The sequence below is a fragment of the Pseudomonas sp. SORT22 genome (assembly GCF_018417635.1).
GTDB lineage: Bacteria > Pseudomonadota > Gammaproteobacteria > Pseudomonadales > Pseudomonadaceae > Aquipseudomonas.
Window position 1 is genome coordinate 1,062,277 of sequence record NZ_CP071007.1, and the last position, 22,981, is coordinate 1,085,257.

Below are 22,981 nucleotides of genomic sequence, written 5' to 3' on the forward strand. Positions count from 1 at the left end.
CGGCTCTCAACTGGCATCGGTTTGCGCCATGGTCACGGCCGTCTGGCGCCGGTGGAACAGGCGTTCCAGGGCCAAGTATATGACCGGTGTGGTGAACAGTGTCAGCGCCTGGCTGACCAGCAGCCCGCCGACCACAGCAATGCCCAGTGGCTGGCGCAGCTCGGCGCCGGCGCCCATGCCGAACATCAGCGGCACGGCGCCAAGCAGGGCGGCGAGGGTGGTCATCATGATCGGCCGAAAACGTGTCAGGCAGGCCTTGTGGATCGCCTCTTCGGCGCTCAGGCCCTGGTGGCGCTGGGCGTCGAGGGCAAAATCGATGAGCAGGATGCCGTTCTTCTTGACGATGCCAATCAGCAGCACGATGCCGATCAAGCCCATGATCGAAAAATCCTCGCCCGACAGCCACAACAGCGCCAGGGCGCCGAGCCCGGCCGAGGGCAGGGTGGAGATGATGGTCAGCGGATGGACGAAGCTCTCGTAGAGCACGCCGAGGATGATGTACACCGCCACCAGCGCCGCGAGGATCAGCCACGGCTGGCTCGACAGCGAACTCTGGAAGGCCTGGGCCGCACCCTGGAAGGTGCCGATGATCGAATCGGGCATGCCCAGTTCGCGCTGGGTGCGTTCAAGAATCTGCACCGCGTCGCCCAAGGCGACGCCGGGGGCCAGGTTGAACGACAGGTTGGCAGCCGGGAACAGGCCGTCATGGGCAATCGACAACGGCCCGGTGCTCGGCGCCGCGACCTTGGCCAGCACCGACAACGGCACCATCTCGCCGCTCAAGGGCGAGCGCAGGTAGAAGTAGTTGAGGCTCTCGGCCTTGCCGCGCTGGCGGGCGTCGAGTTCGAGGATCACCTTGTACTGGTTGGTCTCGGTCTGGAACTCGCTGATCTGCCGCTGGCCGAAGGCATCGTAGAGCGCCTGGTCGACGTCGGTGGTGGTCAGGCCGAAACGCGCCGCGGCCTTGCGGTCGATGTCGATGCGGGTAACGCTGGCGCCCAGTTGCAGGTCGTTGGACAGGTCGCGAAAGGCCGGGTTGGCCTTCAGCCGCTCGGTCAGGCGCTGGGTCCAGAGGTTCAGGGCCGGGCCGTCGTTGCTCTTGAGCACGTACTGGTACTGGCTGCGGCTCGGTCCGGAGCTGAGGTTGATGTCCTGGCCGGCGCGCAGGTACAGGACCACGCCCGGCACCTTGGCCAGTTTCGGCCGCAGGCGGTCGATGAATTCGCTGGCCGAAACGTCGCGATCGCCGCGGTCCTTGAGGGCGATCCAGAAGCGGCCGTTGGCGATGGTCTGGTTGCTGCCGGTCACTCCGACAGCATGGGAGAAGGCTCGCACGGCCGGGTCGGCCTCGACGATCCTGGCCAGCGCCTTATGTTTTTCGAGCATGTCCGGGTAGGAGACATCGGCCGCCGCCTCGCTGGTGCCGAGCACGAAGCCGGTGTCCTGCACCGGGAAGAAGCCTTTGGGGATGGCAATGTAGCCGACCACTGCCAGGGCGAAGGTCAGGCCGAATAAACCCAGCATGAGTCGCTGGTGGGCCAGGGCCTTGACCAGCCCGCGCTCGTACCAGCCGAGCAGGCGGCTCGGGGTGTCCTGCGCGTTGTGCTGCGGGCGGCGCATGAACAGGGCGCAAAGGGTCGGCGCCAGGGTCAGCGACACTACCACGGAAATCAGGATGGTCGAGGTGGCGGTGAGGGCGAATTCCTTGAACAGCCGCCCGACCACGCCGCCCATGAACAGCAGCGGAATGAACGCGGCAATCAGCGAAAAACTGATCGACACCACGGTAAAGCCGATTTCGCCCGAGCCCTTGATCGCCGCCTCGCGCATGCCGTCACCGGCTTCCAGGTGACGGTGGATGTTCTCCACTACCACGATCGCGTCATCGACCACAAAGCCCACGGAGATGACGATGGCCACCAGGGTCAGGTTGTTCAGGCTGAAACCGAACAGGTACATCAGGGCGAAGCTGGCCACCAGCGACACACCGAGCACGCTCGACACGATCAGAGTCGCCGACCATTGGCGCAGGAACAGCGCCATCACCCCGATCACCAGCAGCACGGCGATCATCAGGGTGATCTCCACCTCGTGCAGCGAGGCGCGGATGGTCTGGGTGCGGTCGTTGAGCACCGACACCTGCACGGATGCCGGCAGCATCTGCTCAAGCCCCGGCAAGGCCGCCATGATGCCGTCGACGGTATCGACGATGTTCGCCCCGGGCTGGCGGAACACCACCAGGTTCAGGCCCTGCTGCTCGCCGGACCAGGCTTTGACGTAAGCGTTTTCGGCGCCATTGATCACCTTGGCAACATCCTGCAGGTGCACCGGTGCGCCGTCGCGGTACGAGACGATCAGCTGGGCGTATTCCTCGGGGTGGAACAACTGGTCGTTGGTGGCGATGGTCGACACGCTGTTCTGCCCGTACAGCGCGCCCTTGGCCAGGTTCAGGCTGGTCTGCTGGATGGCCTGGCGCAGGTCGGCCAGGGTCAGGCCCAGGGCGGCAAGTTTTTCTGGCTGGGCCTGCACGCGGATGGCCGGGCGCAACTGCCCGGTGATGTTGATCAGGCCGACCCCGTCGATCTGGCTCAACTGGCGGGCCAGCAGGGTTTCGGCGTAATCACTGAGCTCGTTGGCTGGCATCTGCGCCGAGCTTACGGTAAGAATCAGCACCGGGCTGTCGGCCGGGTTGACCTTGCGCCAGGTCGGCGGGCTGGGCATGTCCTGGGGCAGGCGCGCGGTGGCGGTGTTGATTGCCGCCTGGACTTCCTGGGCGGCGGTGTCGATGCTCTTGTCGAGGGTGAACTGCAAGATCAGGTTGGTCGAGCCCAGGGCGCTGCTGGAGGTCATCTGGGTCATGCCGGGGATGGCGCTGAACTGCACCTCCAGCGGCGTGGCCACCGACGAGGCCATGGTTTCCGGGCTGGCGCCGGGCAGTTGCGCGGTAACCTGGATGGTCGGGAAATCGGCTTCGGGCAATGGCGCCACCGGCAGGCGCGGAAAGGCGATGACCCCGAGCAGCACCAGGGCGAAGGTCAGCAGCAGGGTGGCGATCGGGCGGTCGATGCACCAGGCGCTGATCGAGCCGCGCGGGTTCATGGCTGCACCTTGGCGCTGGTCACGTCTTCTGGCGGCGGCGCCTCAGGGGCGATTTCGACATGGGCGCCGGGCTTGAGCCGCGACTGGCCGTCGGACACCAACCGGTCGCCAGCTGCGACCCCGGCAATGATGTTCAGCACACTGTCCTGGTACAGCACCTTGACCGGCACGCTGTCGACCTTGTCGCCATTGAGGCGGTACACGTAATGGCCGTCGATGCCGCGCTGCACCACTTGCGGTGGCACCACCAGGGCTTTTTGATCCAGCGCGGTCTGCAGCTTGAGGGTCACCAGTTGCCCGGGCCACAGCCGCGCATCCGGGTTGGCGAACTCGGCCTTGATCCGGATGGTGCCGGTGTTGGCCGCCACCTGGTTGTCGATCAGGCTAAGCCTGCCCTCGCCCAGCAGCGTGCCGCCGCTGTCGCCGTCGCCTTCCAGGTAGGCTTGCACCACCGCCGGGGTTGGCGCGGTGAGCAGGCCCTGCAGGGTTGGCAGCAATTGCTGCGGCAGCGAGAACTCGACACCGATCGGGTCGATCTGGGTCACGCTGAACAGCCCCTGGGTGTCGGCCACGCGCAGGAAGTTGCCCTCGTCGACATTGCGAATACCGACCCGGCCGGTCACCGGCGAGCGAATCTGCGTGTACGAAAGTTGCACTTGAGCGGCGGCAATCGCGGCCTGGTTGCCGAGTACCGTGGCCTTGAGCTGGTTGAACAGTGCCTGCTGCTGGTCGAGGGTCTGTTTTGAGACGCTGTTGTCGGTGCTCAGCAGCCTATAGCGCTTGAGGTCGACTTCGGCCACCTGCAACTGCGCCTGGCTCTGGCCCAGTTGGGCCTTGGCCTGCTCGAGGCTGGCGCGGATCGAACGGTCGTCGATGGTGGCCAGCAGGTCGCCTTGCTTGACCGCCTGGCCTTCCTTGACCAGCAACTGCGTCAGCAGCCCTTCGACCTGCGGGCGAATCACCACGCTATGCAGCGACAGCACCGAACCGATGCCGCTGACAAAGCGCGGCACGTCCTGCTGCTTGACGCTGACCACGCGCACGGGGATGGCGCTACTGGTGGTGGATTGTTCCTTGCCGGGGCGGTTGACCAGCCACAGGGCGATGCCTGCCAGGGCGATGAGCAGGGCGCAGATAACGACGGAACGAGGCTTGATTGACATGCTTGCAGGGCACCGCGGGCGCAGGGATCGGTATGTAGCGTTATAGCCGCTCAATCAGGTCAGCAGCGTGACCGCTAACTGACAGCGCTGACAGGTTTGGCGTACACCGCTCCTTTGTGGGAGCGGGCTTGACCCGCGATGAGGCCCGACCTGCCAACACAGCAGATTCTGTGTATTTCAGCTCGGTAATGGCCAAGTGCCAATATCCTGAGCTGGATCAAGATTGCGCAAAAATTTGCCACTAGAGTCGTACGCCCTGCCGATTCTCCCCGACAAAAACGAGTGCCTCCGATGAAGAGCAATTTGCCTGTGACCGGTCGCAATGTGGATTATCCCGGTGACGCCAATATCCTTTCCACCACTGACCTGACCAGCCAGATCACCTACGCCAATGACGATTTCATCAAGATCAGTGGCTTTACCCGCGAAGAGTTGATCGGCAACCCCCACCATATCGTCCGCCACCCGGACATGCCGCCCCAGGCTTTCGCGCAGATGTGGCAAACGCTGAAGAGCGGCCGCTCATGGATGGGCCTGGTGAAAAACCGTTGCAAGAACGGCGACCATTACTGGGTCAGCGCCTTTGTTACGCCCATCTCCAGCAACGGTCAGGCCATGGAGTACCAGTCGGTGCGGACCAAGCCCAGTGCCGAGCAGGTCGAGGCCGCTGAGCGTTGTTACGCCCACCTGCGCAGTGGCCGCAACCGCTGGTGGCAGCGTCTGCCGGTGCTGGGGTTGGGCTGGCAGTTGTGGGGCGGGGTGACCCTGGCGCTGGCGGCGGTGTTTGCCATCAGTCGCCTGCTGCTGCCGGTGCTGCCATGGCAAGGTGCGCTGGAGCTGATTGTGGCCAGCGGCCTGGCGGCGTTGATGATCTTCATTGCCCTGCGCCCGCTGGAGCGCCTGCGCGTGCAGGCCCAGGCGATTGCCGACAACCCCTTGAGCCAGCAGCTGTACACCGGCCGGCGCGACGGCATCGGCCAGATCGACTTCGCCCTGCGCATGCTCAAGGGCCAGTTGGGCGCGGTGGTCGGGCGTATCGGCGATACCTCGCGGCGCCTGGCCGGGCATACCGGCAGCCTTGCCCAGTCGCTGCAAAGCAGCCACAGCAACAGCCTGGAGCAACAAAGCGAAGCCGACCAGGTGGCCACCGCGATCAACCAGATGGCCGCCAGCGTTGCCCAGGTTGCCAGCAGCGCCCAGCAGGCTTCACAGGCCGCCGACCAGGCCGAAGGGGAAACCCAGGCCGGGCATCAACTGGTCGATCTCAACCGCAGCGCCATCCAGAACCTGGCGAACTCGCTGAATTCGGCCACCGAAGTTATCCACAACCTGGAAAGCCACAGCAGCGAGATCACCGGGGTGCTCGAGGTGATTCGCGGCATCGCCGAGCAGACCAACCTGCTGGCCCTCAACGCTGCCATCGAAGCAGCGCGAGCCGGTGACCAGGGCCGTGGTTTTGCCGTGGTTGCCGACGAAGTACGCGGCCTGGCCCAGCGCACCGCGCAGTCGACCCACGAGATCCAGCGGATGATCAGCGCCCTGCAAAATGGTGCGCGCGAAGCGGTGCAGGTCATGCAGCAGAGCAGCGAACATGCCGGGCACAGTGTCGAACAGGCCCAGCGCGCCGCCAGCGCCCTGGACGGCATCAGCCTGCGGGTCAACCAGATCAGTGAAATGAGCCTGCAGATTGCCGCGGCAGTCGAGCAGCAAAGCCAGGTCAGCGAGAGCATCAACCGCAACATCATCAGCATTCGCCAGGCCAGCGAAGCCACGGTGCAGGTCGGCCAGCAGAGCCACCTGAGCGCCACCGACGTGGCCGGGCTGGCGCAAGACCTGCGCCGGCTGGCCGATGAGTTCTGGCGGCGCTGCCAGTAGGGTGATTCAAAAACCGATGAAGCTGTAGTACAAGCCCGGTTCGCTGCACACCTGCGCGCCGCAGGCTTCAAGCTCGGCGCTCAGTTGCGGATCGACCACATGCAGCGTCCACGGCGCCAGCGGCTGCTCCAGCGCCGGTTGTTGCAGGGCCTGGGCAAGCGCGGCAGTGTCGGGCAGGTATGCGGTAAAGCCATTGCCCTTGAGCGCGCTGACATCGATGCCCAGCGCCTGGCAGATGGCAACCTTGGCACGGATATCATCGCGATCGGCCTGGCGTGAACGCTCGATCAGCTCCGCCAGGCGCTTATCGACCAATTGATTGCCGTGGATCAGCGCCGGGCCGCTTTGCCAGGCTTCGCCCGGGCAGTCCTTGGCTTCGGGGCGCAGCGGGATGTGCGGGTTGATTTCCATCGGGTAGATGCGGCACACCAGCGGGCGGATCTCGTAGATGCCGCAGCGGTTGTCGTCATCCAGGTTGCGGCAGCGGCCGGGATTGAAGGCGGCGAAGGTGATGGTCACCCAGGCTTCGCTGCTGCCGCAGGGCACCGGCCAGGAGCGGCGCATGGCGTGCTCGCGCTGCTCGGCCGGCAGGCCCAGGCCGTTGGCGAGGAAGGCTTCGACCAGGACGATGACCTGGCCGCCAGAGCCAGCCCAGTGGCGGGCTTCGCTCAAGGTCAGGGGCACATGATGCCCGGTGCAGCATTTGCCACAGCCGGTGCAGTCGAAACGGATATCGGAGGCAGGTGCGCTGTTCACGGTTGGCCGGGTGCCCACTCGGTGACGTAAGCCGCCTTGCGTTTTTTATCGAACAGGCACAGCTCGGTGCCTTTGCGGTTGTTCATGTGTTTTTGCGGGTAGCGGCCTTCGAGCAGCAAGGCGCTGTAACCGACGCGGTCGTCGAACTCGGCGGCCTTGCCCAGGGCCTTGACCTGTTTGAGCTGGCTGGCGGCGAAGCAGCTTTTCAGGACCTGCTGTTCATGCTCGCTCCAGGCCTGGCTGCTGGAAGCCTGGGCGCCGGCACTGAACACAGCGCAGCCGAGCAGGGTGAAGAGGAGGGCTTTCATGGCGGGTACTCGCAAAGGTGTGCGCACAATTGTGCCTGAGCCTCAGGCACATTCAAGCGCAGCGCTTCGCGGGTATGTGTCAGCGTTCTTCGAAGGCCACGGTGCGCGCGGCGACGATCAGGCAGTCGGTCAGCTCCGGCGAGGAGAACTTGGTCAGCACCGCGTTGGCCCCGGCATCCTTGGCTTTATCGCTGTTCATGGCGCTGTCCAGCGAGGTGTGCAGCAACACATAGAGGTGCTGGAAGTCAGGGGTTTCGCGCAGGGTGCGGGTGAAGGCGTAGCCGTCCATCTCCGACATCTCGATGTCCGATACCACTACGTTGATCTCGCGCTCGGTGCCTTGCAGTTCCAGCAGGGTGTTGATTGCATCCTTGGCGCTGCGCGCGGTGTGGCATTCGATGCCGAGGTTGCGCAGGGTGTGCACCGACTGCTGCAGGGCCACCTGGCTGTCATCGACCACCAGAATGTTGGTGGCGGCCAGTACCGCAGCATCTTCGGCATTGAGCTCGGAGCTGGCCACCTCATGGGGCGGCGGGGCGATGCCGTGGATGACCTTCTCGATATCCAGTACCTGCACCAGGGTGTTGTCGACCCGGGTCACGCCGGTGATGAACGACTTGCTCCCCGAGCCGTAGGGCGGCGGCTTGATGTCGGTGCTCAGGCAATGGACGATCTTGCTCACCGCCTGCACGTGCAGGCCCTGTTTGGAGCGGCTGATGTCGGTGACGATCAGGCAGCCGCCGTCCGGGTCTGCCAGCGGCCGTTCGCCGATGGCCCGGGACAGGTCGATGACCGACAGCGAGTTGCCGCGCAGGGTGGCCACGCCTTTGACGTGGGGGTGCGACTCCGGCAGCTTGGTCAGCGGCGGGCAGGGGATGATTTCACTGACCTTGAGCAGGTTGATCGCCATCAGCTTGCCGCTGCGCAGGGTAAACAGCAGCAGCGACAGCGAGTCCGCGCGGGCATTTTGCGACGCCATAGGCACCTTCAGGGCAGAGTAATAGGGGGAGATGCCAGGTTATCGACCCGGCAGCCCGTGGCTTTAATCACTCGGTGAAATCAGCGTAGACCCAAGCGCCGCGCCAGGCGACTGAGATTGGCCCGGTCCAGGCCCAGCTCGCGGGCGGTGCTGGCCCAGTTGTGCTGGTGGCGCTCCAGGCAGGCCTGGATCAGCTGGCGCTGGTAGTCATCCAGGGCCTGGCGCAGGTCGCCAACGGGCAGCGGCGCTTCGACCAGCGGCTGTGTTTCGGCTTGTGTCGGCAGCGCCTCGAGCGGGCGCAGGTCCAGGTCGGCGGCCTCCAGGGTGAGGATTTTCGGCCGCTGTGCATGTTGACCCAGGGCCTTGAGCGCCGAGCGGCCGATCAGGTGTTCCAGCTCGCGCACGTTGCCCGGCCAGCTGTAGGCAAGCAACGCGGCCTGGGCTTCGGCGCTCAGGCGCAGGCTACCGAGGCCCATGCGCGAGCGGTTCTGTTCCAGAAAGTAGCCGCTGAGCAGCAGCACATCGCGCCCGCGCTCACGCAGCGACGGTACCAGCAGCGGATACACGCTCAGGCGGTGGTAGAAGTCGGCGCGGTAACGCCCGGCGCGCACTTCTTCGGCCAGGTCGCGGTTGGTGGCGGCGATCAGGCGCACATCGACGCGGTGCTCCTGGTCCGAGCCCAGGCGTTGCAACTGGCCGCTTTGCAGCACGCGCAACAGCTTGGCCTGCACGCTCAGCGACAACTCGCCGACTTCATCGAGAAACAACGTGCCGCCATTGGCCAGCTCGAACTTGCCACGGCGCTCGCCGACCGCGCCGGTAAAGGCGCCACGCACATGGCCGAACAGCTCGCTCTCGACCAGGGTGTCGGGCAGCGCCGCACAGTTGAGGCTGATCATCGGCCGCTCGGCGCGGCTCGAGGCCTGGTGGATGGCCTGGGCCACCAACTCCTTGCCGACCCCGGTTTCGCCGGTGATCAACACCGTCAGGTCGCTGCTGCCGACCAGGCGGATTTCTTCCAGCAGGCGTTTGTGCGCCTTGCTCTGGCCGATCAGTTCTTTGTGCTGTTGGCCGCTGGCCTGGCGATACACCTCGGCGCGCTGGTGTTCGTCTTCGGCGCGCAAGGCCAGTTGTTCGATGCGCTCGGCAACATTGACCGTAGCCGCGGCCAGGCTTGCAAAGGCCTGCAGGGCATCGAGCTCGACCTGCTGGAACTGCTCCGGGTCGAGCGCATCGAGGGTGATCAGGCCCCAGGGCTGTTCGTCGACAAACAGCGGGCAGCCCATGCAGTCGTGGACCTCAAGCTGGTGATGCAGGCCTTCGACCAGGCCGTCATAAGGGTCGGGCAAGTCGCTGTCGCTGGCGAAGCGGGTGGGCTCTTCGCGGCTGAGGATGGCGGCAAAGCGTGGATGTTCATCGACCTTGAAGCGCCGCCCGAGAGTATCGGTGCTCAAGCCGTCCACCGCCAGGGGCACCAGCCATTCGCCGTCCAGGCGCAACAGCGCCGCGGCATCGCACGGCAGCAGGCTGCGCATGGCTTGGAGCAGGCGCCGGTAGCGCTCGCGTTCGGGCAATTCGCGGGACAGGTCGCTGACCAGCGGCAGCAAGGCGGTGAGCAGGGATTTTGCGGTCATAAAGACTCCTGTGGGTCAAAATGACTATATCGCAGATGTTGTCGTTATGACTCTTTAATTTATAAGTTGTTGATTTATATAGATTAAATAGTTGGCACGAAAGCTGTAATAACTCAGGCATTCATCAAGAAGCCACAGGCTCAGGAGTCATCCATGCTCAATGCCCAGGATCGTGCAATCGTCAAAGCCACCGTACCCCTGCTGGAAAGCGGCGGTGAAGCGCTGACCACCCATTTTTACAAGCTGATGCTCAGCGCGTACCCCGAAGTGCGCCCGCTGTTCAACCAGGCCCACCAGGCCAGCGGCGACCAGCCACGGGCCTTGGCCAATGGCGTGCTGATGTACGCCCGGCACATCGATCAGCTCGAACAACTGGGTGGCCTGGTCGGGCAGATCATCAACAAGCATGTGGCTTTGCAGATCCTGCCGGAACATTACCCGATTGTCGGTAGCTGCCTGCTGCGCGCCATCGAAGAAGTCCTCGGCAAAGACATCGCCACCCCTGAAGTGATCGCCGCCTGGGGCGCGGCCTATCAGCAACTGGCCGATATCCTCATCGGCGCCGAAGGCGAGGTCTATGCACAAAAAGCTGCGGCCCCTGGTGGCTGGCGTGGCGCGCGCGCATTCAAGCTGGTCGAGCGGGTCGAGGAGAGCAGCGAAATCGTCTCGTTCTACTTCGCCCCGGTTGATGGCGGCGCGATCCTGCAGGCCGAGCCTGGCCAGTACATCGGGTTGCAACTGCTGATCGACGGCGTCGAACAGCGCCGCAACTATTCGCTGTCGGCCCTGAGCAATGCCGGCCAGTACCGCATCAGCGTCAAGCGCGAAGCCGGCGGCAAAGTCTCCAACTACCTGCACCAGCAACTGGCGGTAGGCGACAGCATCAACCTGTTCCCGCCATCGGGCGAGTTCACCTTGAGTGCCAGCGACAAGCCGCTGGTGCTGATCAGCGGCGGCGTCGGCATCACCCCGACCTTGCCGATGCTCGAAGCGGCGCTGGACAGCGGCCGTTTGGTGCACTTCATTCACTGCGCGCGCAACGGCGCGGTGCACGCCTTTCGCGACTGGGTCGACGAACTGGCGGCGCGCCACCCGCAGGTCAAGCGCTTCTACTGCTATGCCGAGGACGATGGCGTCAGCCAGCCGGCGGACGCCGTGGGTTTGCTCAGCGCCGATCAGCTTGGCCAGTGGTTGCCGCAAGAGCGTGATGTGGACGCCTACTTCCTCGGCCCGAAAGCCTTCATGGCCAGCGTCAAGCGCCACCTCAAGGGCCTGGGCGTGCCCGAGCAGCAGAGCCGCTACGAATTTTTCGGCCCGGCCTCGGCGCTTGAGTAAACACGTTTCGGTAACCGCGAACTGAAAGGATAGGGGCACGGCCAGCGATGGCTGTGCCTTGCGGCAATCGGTCGCCTTCTCAAGCAGGGGGCCTGGCCTTTTTACTGCATGCAGACAAAGCGTCATGCGCCTGGCGCATCATCCTTCCAGCCGTATCAAGGAAACCGTATCGTGAGCATCAATTGGGCTGACAAACTGCGCAAGAGCCTGCATGGCTCGGCCGACTCGCTGGGCAACCTGTGCGTCGAGGCGTTCCACTACCTGGCCCTGTTCGGCATCGGTGGCATCACCGCCTACGCGGCCGTGGTCACCTTCATCGAGATGCTCGGCAAGGGCGTCAGCGTCGACGACATCCTGCTGCTGTTCATCTACCTCGAGCTCGGCGCCATGGTCGGGATCTACTTCAAGACCAACCACATGCCGATCCGCTTCCTGCTGTATGTAGCGATCACCGCGCTGACCCGCCTGCTGATTGGCGACGTGTCGCACCACAAGGCGCCGGACGCCGGTTTGCTGTACGTGTGCGGCGGCATCCTGCTGCTGGCGTTCTCGATCCTGGTGGTGCGCTACGCCTCGTACCGCTACCCGTCGACCAAAGCCATCGATGCTAGTGGCAAGGAGATCGAGGAAGCGAAGTAACCTGGCCGGCTTTTGCACCGTTGCGGGTCATGGCGGCGAGGATTTCCACGGCGCTGTGGCCCTGTTCGATGGCGATACCGAACTGGACGCTCTCGATCAATCGCTGCAGGCGCTGCGGGTCGTTGCGCTGGGCCGGGCTGATCAGCCGCTTGGCGACGATGCCGGTGTCGTTGGAGAGGGTCAGCATGATGCTGCCGTCGAGCCGCTCGATACTCAGGTTGACCCGGTACTCGGGGGCAAAAGCGGCGTTGATCTGTGCGAAAGGGTTGATCATGGTGCTTCACCTGGCAAAGACATGCAGTGATTGACCGAGTGGGGGAGGGTTGGTTCAGGTGATTTTTCTCACGATCTTTTGCGATATCTGACAGCTAAATCCTCATCAGTGGCGCCGGAGCCCAGGGGCAACTGCAGGATCAGGCCATTGCCCTGGTCGGCAGTGCCTTGAGCAACGGTGATGAAATCATCGACACCCCACAAAACACCGTGCGGCGGCGCGAGAGCGGCGCCGCCCAGGCCAGCCGCCAGCGCCACGACTAATCCCGGTTCAGCCATGTCCAGTGCGTCCGGCACGCGGGAGCCGGGCTTCTACGTGGTGCCACGCAGTATGTCGGGTCAGCTCAGCCTGATTGTTTATCGGCTTCGGTCTGATCAAGCTTTCAAAAACCTGAGCATAAAAAAAAGCGAGCCCCAGGGGCTCGCCTTTTTACCGTCTGCGTTGCTGCTTGTTCAGTTGATGCGAGCTTGCTCGTTCTCCAGGAACTCTTCCTGCAACAGCCCGTCATTCTGGGCGCCGTCGATGCTTTGCTGGGCCACCGCGCGTTTGCTGCGCAGTTTGCCGTAGAAGTGCTCCAGGGCGTGGTTCAGTTTGATTGCGGCGCCTTCGACAGCCTGGTCGAGGGATGCGGACTTGTGGCTTACGGAAATCGGTTGATGGCCTTTTGGGCGTGCCTCCATCTGGCAGCGTTTGTCGTGCGGACCTGGCTTGTCGCCGTTCTCGTCGCGCAGGTGGACCTCGATGCGGGTGAGGTCTTCGTCATATCGTTCGAGCGTGCTTTCTACCGTGCTGCGGACCCACTCTTCCAGCCGGATGTTGCCTTGAACATGGTTGTCGCTATTGACCTGGATTTGCATAGTTCAATCCCTTATTCAGCTAGCTCGCAAGAGAATCGATGGGGCCTTGGCGGCCTGTGACAACCATCGCCTCTTGACTACAAGGTCAGGCACTTGGCCAAACAATTCAAGCCCTTTTGAAATAAAAATATCTTGTAGCAAATAGCCCGGCACAGGCCGGGCTTTTGCATGCGCTGGATCAGAACGCGACGGAGGTCTGCAGGTATACCGTACGGGGTTCACCCACGTACTTGCCCTTGTTGTTGTCGTCGAACGAGCGGGTGTAGTACTGGTGATTGAAGATGTTTTTCACCCCCACGGCGACGTTGAGGTTCGACAGTTGCGGGCCGAAATCGTAGGCCGCGCGGCTACTGAACAGCATGTAGCCGGGGATGCGCCCGGTGCTGCCGTCAGCGCTTTCGGCCGCGGTATTGGCGTTGTCGGCGAACTGGTCGCTCTGGTAGCTGCTGTCGAGGTTGAGCCGCCACTGGCCTTCGGTATAACCGATGCCCAAGGTGCCTTTGTGGCGCGAGGAGAAGGGCACACGATTGCCCTTGTTCGGCCCGTCTTCGCGGATTTTAGCGTCGACGAAGGCGTAGGTGGCATACACGTCGAAACCTGCCAGCGCCGGGTTGAGGCCTTCGAGGGCGTACTTGACGCTGGTCTCGATGCCCTGGTGTCGGGTTTCGCCGCGGGCGATCACCGAATCGTTGGTCTGGTTGCTTTCGTACTGGTTGTCGAAGTTGATCAGGAAGGCGCCGATCTCGGCCTGCAGGTTGCCGTTGTCGTAGCGGGTTCCCAGTTCCCAGGTGCGGGCTTTTTCCGGTTTCACTTCGCCACTGCTGACCCGGTTGGGCATCTGGCTGTATTGCACGCTGCCGAACGAGCCTTCAGTGTTGGCGTACAGGTTCCAGCTGTCAGTCAGGTGGTACATGACATTGAGCGCCGGCAGCGCGGTGTTGTAGTCGCCCTGGTAGCGCTGGCCGTTGAGTTTGTTCGACTGCTCGGAATCGATCATTTCGTAGCGGATGCCCGGGGTGATGGTCCACTGGCCGATGTCGATGCGGTCATCGAGGAACAGCGCGTGGGCTTCGGTGCTGCCACGGGTGTCGCGGTCATTGCGGCTGGCGCTGGTCGGCAACTGGTTAGCGGCGACCGGCTCGCGGTAGCGCAGCTCGTGGCCGGCTTCGTTGACGTAACGGTAACCGACGCCAACTTCATGCCAGCTCTCGCCGAGGGCAAAGCCCTGGGAGAAGCGTGTTTCGATGCCGCGTACCCAGTACTCGCGCGGCGACAGCGAGACGAAGCTGCCCTGGTCCAGATAGCCGCTGCGCAGGGTCTTGGTGAAGAAGCTGTTGACGCTGAACTGGCGGGCGTCTTCCTTGTAGTCATAGCCGAAGTTGAACATCGTTCGCCGGCCCCAGAACTTGTCCTGCAGGCGGGTCGACTGGTACGGGTCGGCATCGTAGTCGGCAACGCTCAGGCCGCCGGGCATCTGCGCTTCGCCTTCGTAGTACTGGGCCATGGCGTGCAGGCTGTTGGCTTCGTCGAGCTGGTATTTGCCCTTGAGGATCAGGTCGTCGATCTGCGTGTCGCTGTGCTCGCGCCAGTCACCGCCACGGCTGCCGGAGTACAGCAGGGCGCCGCCCAGGCCGTTGGCGTTGGTGCCGCCGGCGAGCAGGTTGGCGCTGGTCTTGAAGCCGTCGTGGCTGGACGACGGGCTGGTCTGGGTCTGGAAACCGGCTTTCACCGTCGGCTCGTCGGGGATCGCCCGGGTCACGAAGTTGACGATGCCGCCGACGTTCTGCGGGCCGTAGCGCACCGCGCCGCCGCCGCGCACGACGTCCACCGCGTCCATGTTGCCCATGCTGATCGGAGCGAACGACAGCTGTGGCTGGCCATAGGGTGCGAACGGCACCGGAATGCCGTCCATCAGCACCGTCGAGCGCGAGGCCAGGCGCGGGTTGAGCCCGCGAATGCCGAAGTTCAGCGCCATGTCGTGGCTGCCGGTGCCGTTGTTTTCCGGGGCGTTGACCCCGGGGATGCGGTTGAGCACTTCGCGCGCGGTGGTAGCGCCGCTGCGCTCGAATTCTTCGCGGCGGATTACATCGCGGGCACCGGCATGTTCGAAGACGTTGTCTTGCTGCGCCGCGCCCAGCCAGTCGCCGACCACGGTGGAGGCGCCGAGCTCGACCGGCGCGCTGGGGGCCGCGAGCGGTTGCAGGCTGAAGGCGTTGTCACCTTCGGCGCGGGCGTGCAGGCCGGTGCCTTGCAGCAATGTATCGAGACCCTGCTGCGGGCTGTACTGGCCCTGCAGGCCGGGGCTATGCACACCGCGAGTGAGCTGCGAGCCAAACGAGATCAGCACGCCGCTTTCACGGCCGAACTGGTTCAGGGCGTTTTCCAGCGTGCTCGGGGCGATCTGGTAAGTGCGCGCCGGGGCCTCGGCTGCCTGGACGGCAACGGCGCTGAAACTCAGGCTGGCACCCAGCAGCAGGGTGCGCAGGGCCTGGGCAAGTGGACTCGGTCGAAGGGGCATGCAGAAGGTCCTTGAGAAGGTCGAAGCAAAGGGTTCTGCCTTCCCTGTCACGCGAGATGTGAAAACGGCTCAGGTCAGTGGAAAAAAAACGTTCAGGCCCGCGCTTCGACCGTCACCCAGTAGCGGGTAAAGCGCCGCACGCGCACCGGCAGTGCCACCTCGAGCAGGTCGAGAATGCGTTCGCTGTCGGCCAGCGGATAACTGCCGGAGATCAGCAAACTGGCCACCTCGGGTGCACAGTTGAGCTGGCCGCGGCGGTAGCGGCCGAGCTCGTCGAGAAACGCGCCAAGGGGCATGTGCGCAGCCACCAGCATGCCGTCGACCCAGGCCCCGAGGTTGCTGTCCAGGGCCTGGCTGGCCTGCCAATGCGGGCCGTTGAAGCGCGCTTGCTGGCCCGCCCCCAGGCGATTGCCGGCCAGGCTGACGCTGCCTTCGAACACCGCCAACTGGCTGTAGCCGGCGAACTGGCGCAGGTTGTAGCGGCCGTTGCCCAGGTTCAGCAGGCCGTGTTCGCTGCGCAGTTGCAGCGGTCGGCTATCGCCGGCCACGGTCAGTTGCAGTTCACCTTCGAGCAGGTGCACCAGGCGCTGGCTGGCATCGAAACGCACGTCGGCGGCGCTGCGGGTGTTGAGCTGCAGCAGGCTGCCGTCGTCCAGAGCCAGGCGCCGGCGTTCGCCGACCGGGCTGCGGTAATCGGCGAGCAATGTCGGCAACGGGTTGTGCTGCTGCAAGGCCAGGCCGCTGGCGCTGCCGACCCCGAGGATCAGCAGGGTTTTCAGCGCCCGGCGGCGGCTGGCCGAACGTGGCGCCTGCAACGCGGCGTGGGCCAGGGGCGAGGATAAGCCGCGCAAACGCTGGTTGACCCGCTGGATGTGCTCCCAGGCGCGCTGGTGGTTGTCGTCGGCCTGCAACCATTGCTGCAGGGCCTGTTGCTGACGCGCATCGAGGGCGCCGCCCTGCAGCTCGATCAGCCAGTGCACGGCCTGTTCGGCCACCTGCGGGGAAAACTCCTGATGGCCGTTCACAGGGCGAAGTAACAGCGCATGGCCGCCTTGTTCAGGTAGCGCTTGACCGTGGCCAGGGAGATGCCCAGTTGCGCGCCGATCTCGGCGTAACTCAGGTCGTCGACCTGGGCCATCAGGAACGCGCGCTTGACCACCAGTGGCAGGCCGTCGAGCAGGCGGTCGAGCTCCAGCAGGGTTTCGAAAATGATTGCCCGGTGTTCTTCCGACGGTGCCAGTGCCTCGGGCAACTGCGCCAGCGCCTGGAGGTAGGCGCGCTCCAGGTCCTGGCGGCGGTAATGGTTGCACAGCACGCGTTTGGCGACGGTGGTGAGGAACGCCCGCGGCTCGTTGAGCAGCGGCGTTTCGCGGCCCTGGAGCAGGCGCATGAAGGTGTCCTGGGCCAGGTCGGCGGCGCTGTCGGGGCAGCCCAGACGCCGGCGCAACCAGCCAGTGAGCCAGTTGTGATGGTCGAGGTAGAGGCCTTCGAGCGAGGAAGGGGGAGCGCTGGGCACCGTGAACACTCCGGCGCCGGGATGCGCAACAGAATAAGAATTGTTCGCATTGTAGTGAAAGGTGCCACTACTCGGCAATCGGTGCCTGACTGACGGGCGTAGCAGAGGATCGGGGAAATGTAAAAAACGTAAATACGCTTTACTCACATTTGAGAATGAATAGCATTCGCTCCCTAGATGAATTTACGCAACCTTTACATTTCTCAGGGAGAGGTCCTCGTGTCCCCGACTTTCAGTAAATCCTGCCTCGCGCTTACCCTCTGCTCGCTCTACACCGCGCAAGCCACAGCTCAGAACCAGCCGCTGGAGCTGGACAACATGGTGGTGACTGCGTCGGGTTTCTCCCAGCAGATCAAGGATGCGCCGGCATCGATTTCGGTGATTACCCGCGAGCAGATCGAGAACAAGTCCTACCGTGACGTCACCGATGCCCTGCGCGATGTGCCGGGCGTGGTGGTCACCGGTGGCGCCAGCTCCAGCGACATCAGCATTCGCGGCATGGCCTCCAAGTACACCCTGATGTTGGTCGACGGCAAACGCCAGGACTCGCGTGCCACCCGCCCGAACAGTGACGGCGCCGGTATCGAACAGGGCTGGATGCCGCCGCTGGAAGCCATCGAGCGCATCGAAGTGGTGCGCGGGCCGATGTCTTCGCTGTATGGCTCCGACGCCATGGGTGGGGTGATCAACATCATCACCCGCAAGGTCACCCCGCAGTGGTACGGCGGCGTGCGCACCGAAGCAACCTTCCAGGACCGCTCCGACTCGGGCAACTACAACAGCACCAACGCCTTCATCTCCGGGCCCCTGGTCGACAACCTGGTCGGCCTGCAGCTGTACGGCCAGCGCTCGCGCCGCGACGAAGACCATATCGTCAACGGCTTCAACGAGCAGAGCACCGACAGCGCTACGGCCAAGCTGTCGTTCACCCCGGATGAACACAACGACATCACCCTCGAAGCGGGCAAGTCCGAGCAGGAGCGCAACTCCCACGTCGGCCGTTCGGCCAGTCGTTCCGCCAGCCGTAACGACTACGACCGTACCAACTTTTCCATCACCCATTCCGGGCGCTGGGACAGCCTTACCAGCGAAAGCTACCTGCAGCGCGAAAAGATCGAGAACCCGGGCCGGCGCATGGAGCTGGAAAACACTGTGCTTAATTCGCAGGTGTCGTTCTTCAGCGATTCGCACATCACCACCTTCGGTGGCCAGTACAAGTACGAAGACCTCAGCGACGAAGGCAACCAACTGGCCTCGGCGGCCAGCGTCAACCAGCTGACCCGCTGGTCGTGGGCCCTGTTTGCCGAAGACGAATGGCGCCTGACCGAAGCCTTCGCCCTGACCGGTGGCCTGCGCATGGACCGCGACGAAAACTACGGCACGCACTGGTCGCCACGCCTGTACGGGGTCTACCACCCGACCGAGCAGTGGACCATCAAGGGGGGTGTATCCAGCGGCTACCGCTCGCCGGACATCCGCGCCGCCGTCGATGACTGGGGCCAGATCACCGGTGGCGGTGGCGACCCGGCGATCATCGTCGGCAACTCCAGCCTCAAGCCGGAGAAGAGCCTGAGCCAGGAAATCGGCTTTATCTGGGACAACCTCGAAGGATTCTCCACCGGCCTGACCCTGTTCAACACCGACTTCAAGGACAAGATCACCGAGACCCGCCGCTGCACCGACAGCACCGGCAATGCCTCGGGCCAGTGCCAGATCGGCGGTACCTCGTACAAGTTCATCAGTGACCGGGTCAACGTTGACGAGGCGCAGATGCGCGGCATCGAAGCGACCCTGGACTGGGACATCACCCAGACCGTGTCGCTGGCCACCAACTACACCTTCACCGCCTCCGAGCAGAAGAGCGGCCCGCAGAAAGGCAAGGCCCTGAACCAGATGCCGCGGCACATGTTCAACGCCACCCTCGACTGGCAGGCCACCGACCAGCTGGGCACCTGGGCGCGCCTGAACTACCGCGGCAAGACCTCGGACTACCTGGGCCGCACCACCATGTCCGACGGCACGCCGTCGTACACCTTCGTCGACTTCGGCGGCACCTACCGGGTGACCAAGAACGTCAAGCTGCTGGCCGGTATGTACAACGTCTTCAACAAGGAAGTGGACTACGACAACTACCAGACCGTGCTGGACGGCCGCCGCTACACCATGGGCGTCGACCTGTCGTTCTGATCGACCGGCCTGCGGTTTTGCTTATGAGAATATAAATCATTATTATTGTGCGCTTCTCGTAATGGACCGATGCCATGAAAAGCAAAGCCGCCGGGCTGCCCATCAGCTATCGCCTGGCCGTGACTTCCCGCAGCCTGGCTGCCGTGTTCGGTGGCTACCTGCTGGCGGCCATGGCCAGCGTCTGTATCACCCTGCTGTTGCCGGTTCCGCGTGCCGAGGCGGTGATCAGCGGCATGATGCTGTCGTTCCTGTTCTACCTGGTGGCTTTTCTCTGGTGCTTCGCCTGTCGTAGTGCCTGGCAGGCCTGGCTGGGAGTACTGGTGCCGAGCCTGGTGCTGGCGATGATCAGCGGCCTGGCCTACTGGATGAAAAACCCATGAAAGAGGGCTTTCGCCAGGCCATGGCCTGGCTGCATACCTGGACCGGGCTGATCTTCGGCTGGTTGCTGTTTGCGATTTTCCTGACCGGGACCATGTCCTACTTCAAGGAAGAAATCAGCCACTGGACCCAGCCGGAAGTACCCAGCCGGGCGCTGGATCCGGCGGCCAGCCTGGACCTGGCCCAACGCTACCTGCAAGAGCATGCACCGACTGCGGGCAGCTGGTTCATCGAGTTGCCCAACGCTCGCGAACCGGCGCTGAGCGTGAGCTGGCCCAAGGCTGGAGGCGGGCGCCGCGACTTCACTTCCAAAACCCTCGACCCTGCCACCGGCGCCGAATTGCAGGCGCGCGAGACCCGTGGCGGCAATTTTTTCTACCGTTTCCATTTCCAGCTGGAAATGCCTCACCCCTGGGGCCGCTGGCTGTCGACCTTTGCCGCGTTCATCATGCTCCTGGGCCTGGTGACCGGGATCATTACCCACAAGAAGATCTTCAAGGAGTTCTTCACCTTCCGCCCGGGCAAGGGCCAGCGTTCCTGGCTCGACGGGCATAACGCCATCGGCGTATTGGTGCTGCCGTTTCACCTGATGATCAGCTACAGCAGCCTGGTGATCTTCATGGCCATGGTCATGCCGGCCAGCATCATCGCCAGCTATGGCGACAATACCCGTGGCTTTTTCAACGACCTGTTCGGCGGCCAGAGCCAGGTCCAGGCCGCCGGCACCGCGGCGCCGTTGCTGCCCTTGCCGCAGCTGTACGCCAAGGTCCAGGAGCAGGCGCCCGGGGCCAATCTTGCCTGGGTCGAGGTACAGAACCCCGGTGACCAGAACGCCCGGGTCCGGTTCGCCCGCCATGCTGGTGACCGCATTGCTCACCAGCGCGGCGGTGGCTGGCTGTTTGACGGGGTTAACGGCACGCTTGAGGGCGGCAGCCAGATCGAGGCCACGCCGGTGCTGATTTCCGGCGGCATGTACGGCCTGCACATGGGCATTTTCGCCGGGCCGTGGCTGCGCTGGCTGTACTTCTTCTTTGGCCTGGCCGGCACCGCAGTGATCGGCACCGGCCTGGTCATGTGGCTGGGCAAGCGCCAGCTCAAGCATGCCAAGAGCGGCACCCAGCCGTTCGAGCTGCGCCTGGTCGAGGTGCTCAACATCGCCAGCATGAGCGGCTTGCTGCTGGGTGTGGCGGCGTTCTTCTGGGCCAACCGCTTGTTGCCGATCGGCCTTGAAGGCCGTGCCGACTGGGAGACCAACTGCTTCTTCCTGCTCTGGGCCTTGTCACTGGTGCACGCCATGCTGCGCCGCGGCCGCCGAGCCTGGGCCGAGCAACTGGGCCTCGGCGCGCTGATGTGGGCGGGCTTGCCGCTGCTCAACGGCCTGACCACCGGCCAGGGCCTGAACCACTCGCTCGCCGTCGGCGACTGGGCCATGGCTGGTTTCGACCTGACCGCCTTGGCCAGCGGCCTGTTCCTGGCCTGGGCTGCCAGCAAGATGTGGCGGGCGCCGCTAGTCGCGCCCAAGCGCAAGCCCAAGGCCGCGCCTGGCACGTTGATTGAAAGCGAGGTGAACTGATGCTGGCTATTGCCCTGTTTGGTTTTGCCGGCTTCGCCGCCCTGTGCCTGGCCATGGACAAGCACTACAAGGACCTGCTCGGACAGCCACCGAGCAATGCGCGGCGTGCGGCGCTGCGGGTGGCGGGCTGGGCGCTGCTGGCCCTGGCGCTGTTGTTGGCGGTGCGCCACAGCGGCTGGGCCATGGGCCTGGTCGAGCTGTTCGCGGTGCTGATGGCCGGCGTCACCCTCTGGGTGTTCCTCCTGCCTTACCAGCCGCGCCTGCTGCTGGGCCTGGCGGCGGCCAGCGTGGTGCTGGCGCCATTGACTGCCCTGGCGTCGCTGTAGCTTGGTCAACGAGCCGCTCGATCTACCCGCCGAAGGTGGCAACGACACCGACGGGGCCAGCGGGCGCGCGCGATTTGTGCAGGTGTTTCTCGCCCAACGGGCGCAGATGGAAGCCCTGGTCAGCCGCCGCATCGGCTGCCGGGCCACCGCCTCGGACCTGATCCAGGAGTTGTTCCTGCGCTTCTGGCGCCGGCCGCAGGTCAAGGTCGAGGCGCTCGATACCTACCTGCTGCGCTGCGCCGGCAATATCGCCATCGATCACCTGCGCAGCGAAGGTGCCCGCGAGCGGGTCAACGACAGCCTGCAACTGGAGGTGGCCGACGAGCATGTCAGCGCACCGCAAGTGGCGCTGGAGGTAAACAGCGACCTGCAGCGCATCGAGGCGGCGTTGCGCCAACTGCCCGAGCGTACCCGGCAGATCTTCTTGCTCAACCGCATTCACGGGCGCAAGTACGCCGAGATCGCCAAGGCCATGGGCCTGTCCCAGAGTGCGGTGGAAAAACATATGATGCGCGCCCTGGAGGCGTGCAAGGCGAGTATCGAGCTGCCGCCGGCCAGCACCCGCAAGCCAGGGAAAGCACCATGACTGACATCACCGCCGCGCAGCACCAGGCCGCACTGGGATGGCTGAGCCGGATCAACGAGCAACCGCAACTGGCCGAGCGCGCCGAGTTCAAGCGCTGGTTGCTCGCCCATCCGGCCCATGGCCGCGCCTATGCCCAGGCCCAGGCGTTGTGGCGCCTGAGCGAAGCGCCGGCGAGCCTGTTGGCAGCCGAGGACGACCCGGCCTTGCAAGGCTATTTGCGCGCCATGCAGCAACCGCCAGCGGGGCGCACCTGGCGCCGTGTCGCCACCTTGGCTGCCGCTGCCTGCCTGGTACTGGCGCTGGGCACCGCTGCCGGCTGGCATCCGGCCTACTGGCTGGATGACCTGCAGGCGGATTACGTCACGGCGCCGGGGCAAGTCGAGGAAGTGGTGCTGGCCGACAACTCGCACATGACCCTGGATGCTGGCAGCGCCGTGTCGGTAGATTTCAGCGAGGGTCAGCGCCAGGTGACGATCCGCCGTGGCGCGGCGTTCTTTCATGTCACCCACACCGGCGCGCCGTTCGTGGTCGAGGCGGCAAAGGGCGAGACGCGGGTACTCGGCACCCGCTTCGAGGTGCGCAAGCACAATGGCGGCGCGCGGGTCACCGTGCTCGATGGCCGGGTGGCGGTGACCGCCGAGCCCGGGCGCTTGCAGCAACAGCTGAGCGGCGGCCAGCAGGTGGCCTACCGCCACGGCACCGCCAGCGCCGTCGAAGCGGTGGACAGCGAATCGCGCCTGGCCTGGCGCCAAGGCTGGCTCAATTACTACCAGGTACCGCTGAGCACGGTGATCGACGACCTGGCCCGCTACTATCCAGGGCGCATCATCGTGCTCGACAGCGAACTGGGCAAACGCAAGGTCAGCGGCAGCTTCCCGGCCAGCCAGCCGCTGGCGGCGCTGGATTCGCTCGGCGCGGTGCTGGGCTTCAAGCGCAATACCCTGCTGGAGCGGGTGACGCTGATCCGCTGAAAATATT

20 protein-coding genes and 1 pseudogene are annotated in these 22,981 nt (G+C 64.4%); 10 read left to right on the plus strand and 11 right to left on the minus strand.

The features are described from left to right. Nucleotides 1-6: 6 nt before the first annotated feature. Together JYG36_RS05080 and JYG36_RS05085 are read right to left on the minus strand one after the other, a co-directional pair. A complete protein-coding gene (locus JYG36_RS05080) occupies nt 7-3,099 on the minus strand; it encodes a multidrug efflux RND transporter permease subunit (protein ID WP_213603273.1) in 3,093 nt (1,030 codons plus the stop codon). Next, nucleotides 3,096-4,262: an efflux RND transporter periplasmic adaptor subunit gene (locus JYG36_RS05085; RefSeq protein ID WP_213603275.1), complete on the minus strand. Its 1,167-nt coding sequence runs from the start codon at nt 4,260-4,262 to the stop codon at nt 3,096-3,098. Before JYG36_RS05085 ends, JYG36_RS05080 begins: the two co-directional genes overlap by 4 nt. A 291-nt stretch (nt 4,263-4,553) precedes the next feature. On the opposite strand from JYG36_RS05085, the pseudogene JYG36_RS26735 reads away from it, so the two are divergent. Next, nucleotides 4,554-4,835 (plus strand): annotated as a pseudogene (locus JYG36_RS26735) (PAS domain-containing protein); the annotation flags it as partial. A gap of 216 nt (nt 4,836-5,051) precedes the next feature. Further along, entirely contained in the window at nt 5,052-6,137 is a 1,086-nt protein-coding gene (locus JYG36_RS05090) for a methyl-accepting chemotaxis protein (RefSeq protein WP_371128667.1), read from the plus strand. Between the two features lie 6 nt (nt 6,138-6,143). Here JYG36_RS05090 and JYG36_RS05095 read toward each other — a convergent pair whose 3' ends face one another. The 4 genes from JYG36_RS05095 to norR all read right to left on the minus strand — a co-directional run bounded on the left by JYG36_RS05095 (nt 6,144) and on the right by norR (nt 9,814). Further along, entirely contained in the window at nt 6,144-6,893 is a 750-nt protein-coding gene (locus JYG36_RS05095; protein ID WP_249744400.1) for a YkgJ family cysteine cluster protein, read from the minus strand. Further along, nucleotides 6,890-7,201, minus strand: coding sequence for a hypothetical protein (locus JYG36_RS05100; protein ID WP_213603279.1), 312 nt, complete (start codon nt 7,199-7,201; stop codon nt 6,890-6,892). The genes JYG36_RS05095 and JYG36_RS05100 overlap by 4 nt, the downstream gene beginning before the upstream one ends. 79 nt (nt 7,202-7,280) lie before the next feature. Next, entirely contained in the window at nt 7,281-8,180 is a 900-nt protein-coding gene (locus JYG36_RS05105) for a chemotaxis protein (protein WP_045197161.1), read from the minus strand. An 80-nt stretch (nt 8,181-8,260) separates the two neighbouring features. Next, entirely contained in the window at nt 8,261-9,814 is a 1,554-nt protein-coding gene (gene norR / locus JYG36_RS05110; protein ID WP_213603281.1) for a nitric oxide reductase transcriptional regulator NorR, read from the minus strand. Between the two features lie 153 nt (nt 9,815-9,967). Between norR and hmpA the strand changes: the two genes are divergently transcribed. Together hmpA and JYG36_RS05120 are read left to right on the plus strand one after the other, a co-directional pair. Further along, nucleotides 9,968-11,149 (plus strand): NO-inducible flavohemoprotein, encoded by a 1,182-nt coding sequence (gene hmpA / locus JYG36_RS05115; RefSeq protein ID WP_213603283.1) that lies wholly within the window; start codon nt 9,968-9,970, stop codon nt 11,147-11,149. 171 nt (nt 11,150-11,320) lie between these two features. Continuing rightward, the gene (locus JYG36_RS05120; RefSeq protein ID WP_093379589.1) at nt 11,321-11,788 is read left to right on the plus strand and encodes a phosphate-starvation-inducible protein PsiE; all 468 of its coding nucleotides are present in this window, start codon (nt 11,321-11,323) and stop codon (nt 11,786-11,788) included. Here the strand turns inward: JYG36_RS05120 and JYG36_RS05125 are convergent. The 5 genes from JYG36_RS05125 to JYG36_RS05145 form a co-directional block, all read right to left on the minus strand. Beyond that, nucleotides 11,757-12,062, minus strand: a complete 306-nt coding sequence (locus tag JYG36_RS05125) for a DUF3509 domain-containing protein (protein WP_213603285.1) — start codon at nt 12,060-12,062, stop codon at nt 11,757-11,759. The genes JYG36_RS05120 and JYG36_RS05125 overlap by 32 nt on opposite strands. 452 nt (nt 12,063-12,514) lie before the next feature. Continuing rightward, complete coding sequence (locus tag JYG36_RS05130; RefSeq protein ID WP_213603287.1) at nt 12,515-12,919, minus strand: HPF/RaiA family ribosome-associated protein; 405 nt, start codon at nt 12,917-12,919, stop codon at nt 12,515-12,517. Nucleotides 12,920-13,097: 178 nt separating this feature from the next. Continuing rightward, nucleotides 13,098-15,437 carry a TonB-dependent Fe(3+) dicitrate receptor FecA gene (gene fecA / locus JYG36_RS05135; RefSeq protein WP_213603289.1) on the minus strand — a complete coding sequence of 780 codons (2,340 nt, stop codon included), beginning with the start codon at nt 15,435-15,437 and terminating at the stop codon, nt 13,098-13,100. Nucleotides 15,438-15,529: 92 nt separating this feature from the next. Beyond that, nucleotides 15,530-16,462, minus strand: a complete 933-nt coding sequence (locus JYG36_RS05140) for a FecR domain-containing protein (RefSeq protein ID WP_213603291.1) — start codon at nt 16,460-16,462, stop codon at nt 15,530-15,532. Next, complete coding sequence (locus JYG36_RS05145) at nt 16,459-16,953, minus strand: sigma-70 family RNA polymerase sigma factor (RefSeq protein WP_213603293.1); 495 nt, start codon at nt 16,951-16,953, stop codon at nt 16,459-16,461. Before JYG36_RS05145 ends, JYG36_RS05140 begins: the two co-directional genes overlap by 4 nt. A 219-nt stretch (nt 16,954-17,172) precedes the next feature. Between JYG36_RS05145 and JYG36_RS05150 the strand changes: the two genes are divergently transcribed. The 6 genes from JYG36_RS05150 to JYG36_RS05175 all read left to right on the plus strand — a co-directional run bounded on the left by JYG36_RS05150 (nt 17,173) and on the right by JYG36_RS05175 (nt 22,974). Continuing rightward, complete coding sequence (locus tag JYG36_RS05150; RefSeq protein ID WP_093379623.1) at nt 17,173-19,140, plus strand: ligand-gated channel protein; 1,968 nt, start codon at nt 17,173-17,175, stop codon at nt 19,138-19,140. A gap of 74 nt (nt 19,141-19,214) precedes the next feature. Beyond that, on the plus strand, nt 19,215-19,520 hold the full coding sequence (locus JYG36_RS05155; RefSeq protein WP_045197184.1) for a DUF3649 domain-containing protein: 306 nt from the start codon (nt 19,215-19,217) through the stop codon (nt 19,518-19,520). After that, entirely contained in the window at nt 19,517-21,091 is a 1,575-nt protein-coding gene (locus tag JYG36_RS05160; protein WP_195884994.1) for a PepSY-associated TM helix domain-containing protein, read from the plus strand. Before JYG36_RS05155 ends, JYG36_RS05160 begins: the two co-directional genes overlap by 4 nt. Continuing rightward, nucleotides 21,091-21,417, plus strand: coding sequence for a DUF3325 domain-containing protein (locus tag JYG36_RS05165; RefSeq protein ID WP_093379632.1), 327 nt, complete (start codon nt 21,091-21,093; stop codon nt 21,415-21,417). Before JYG36_RS05160 ends, JYG36_RS05165 begins: the two co-directional genes overlap by 1 nt. Before the next feature lies 1 nt (nt 21,418). Then, nucleotides 21,419-22,003: an RNA polymerase sigma factor gene (locus JYG36_RS05170; protein ID WP_213603295.1), complete on the plus strand. Its 585-nt coding sequence runs from the start codon at nt 21,419-21,421 to the stop codon at nt 22,001-22,003. Next, entirely contained in the window at nt 22,000-22,974 is a 975-nt protein-coding gene (locus JYG36_RS05175; protein ID WP_045197189.1) for a FecR family protein, read from the plus strand. Before JYG36_RS05170 ends, JYG36_RS05175 begins: the two co-directional genes overlap by 4 nt. The last annotated feature ends 7 nt before the right edge of the window (nt 22,975-22,981 follow it).

Coding starts and splice junctions, on each gene's coding strand:
- JYG36_RS05165 (WP_093379632.1), top strand. CDS start 21,091: ATGCTGGCTATTGCCCTGTTTGGTTTTGCCGGCTTCGCCGCCCTGTGC.
- JYG36_RS05100 (WP_213603279.1), bottom strand. CDS start 7,201: ATGAAAGCCCTCCTCTTCACCCTGCTCGGCTGCGCTGTGTTCAGTGCC.
- JYG36_RS05160 (WP_195884994.1), top strand. CDS start 19,517: ATGAAAGAGGGCTTTCGCCAGGCCATGGCCTGGCTGCATACCTGGACC.
- norR (WP_213603281.1), bottom strand. CDS start 9,814: ATGACCGCAAAATCCCTGCTCACCGCCTTGCTGCCGCTGGTCAGCGAC.
- JYG36_RS05175 (WP_045197189.1), top strand. CDS start 22,000: ATGACTGACATCACCGCCGCGCAGCACCAGGCCGCACTGGGATGGCTG.
- JYG36_RS05155 (WP_045197184.1), top strand. CDS start 19,215: ATGAAAAGCAAAGCCGCCGGGCTGCCCATCAGCTATCGCCTGGCCGTG.
- JYG36_RS05105 (WP_045197161.1), bottom strand. CDS start 8,180: ATGGCGTCGCAAAATGCCCGCGCGGACTCGCTGTCGCTGCTGCTGTTT.
- JYG36_RS05085 (WP_213603275.1), bottom strand. CDS start 4,262: ATGTCAATCAAGCCTCGTTCCGTCGTTATCTGCGCCCTGCTCATCGCC.
- JYG36_RS05125 (WP_213603285.1), bottom strand. CDS start 12,062: ATGATCAACCCTTTCGCACAGATCAACGCCGCTTTTGCCCCCGAGTAC.
- hmpA (WP_213603283.1), top strand. CDS start 9,968: ATGCTCAATGCCCAGGATCGTGCAATCGTCAAAGCCACCGTACCCCTG.
- fecA (WP_213603289.1), bottom strand. CDS start 15,437: ATGCCCCTTCGACCGAGTCCACTTGCCCAGGCCCTGCGCACCCTGCTG.
- JYG36_RS05130 (WP_213603287.1), bottom strand. CDS start 12,919: ATGCAAATCCAGGTCAATAGCGACAACCATGTTCAAGGCAACATCCGG.
- JYG36_RS05080 (WP_213603273.1), bottom strand. CDS start 3,099: ATGAACCCGCGCGGCTCGATCAGCGCCTGGTGCATCGACCGCCCGATC.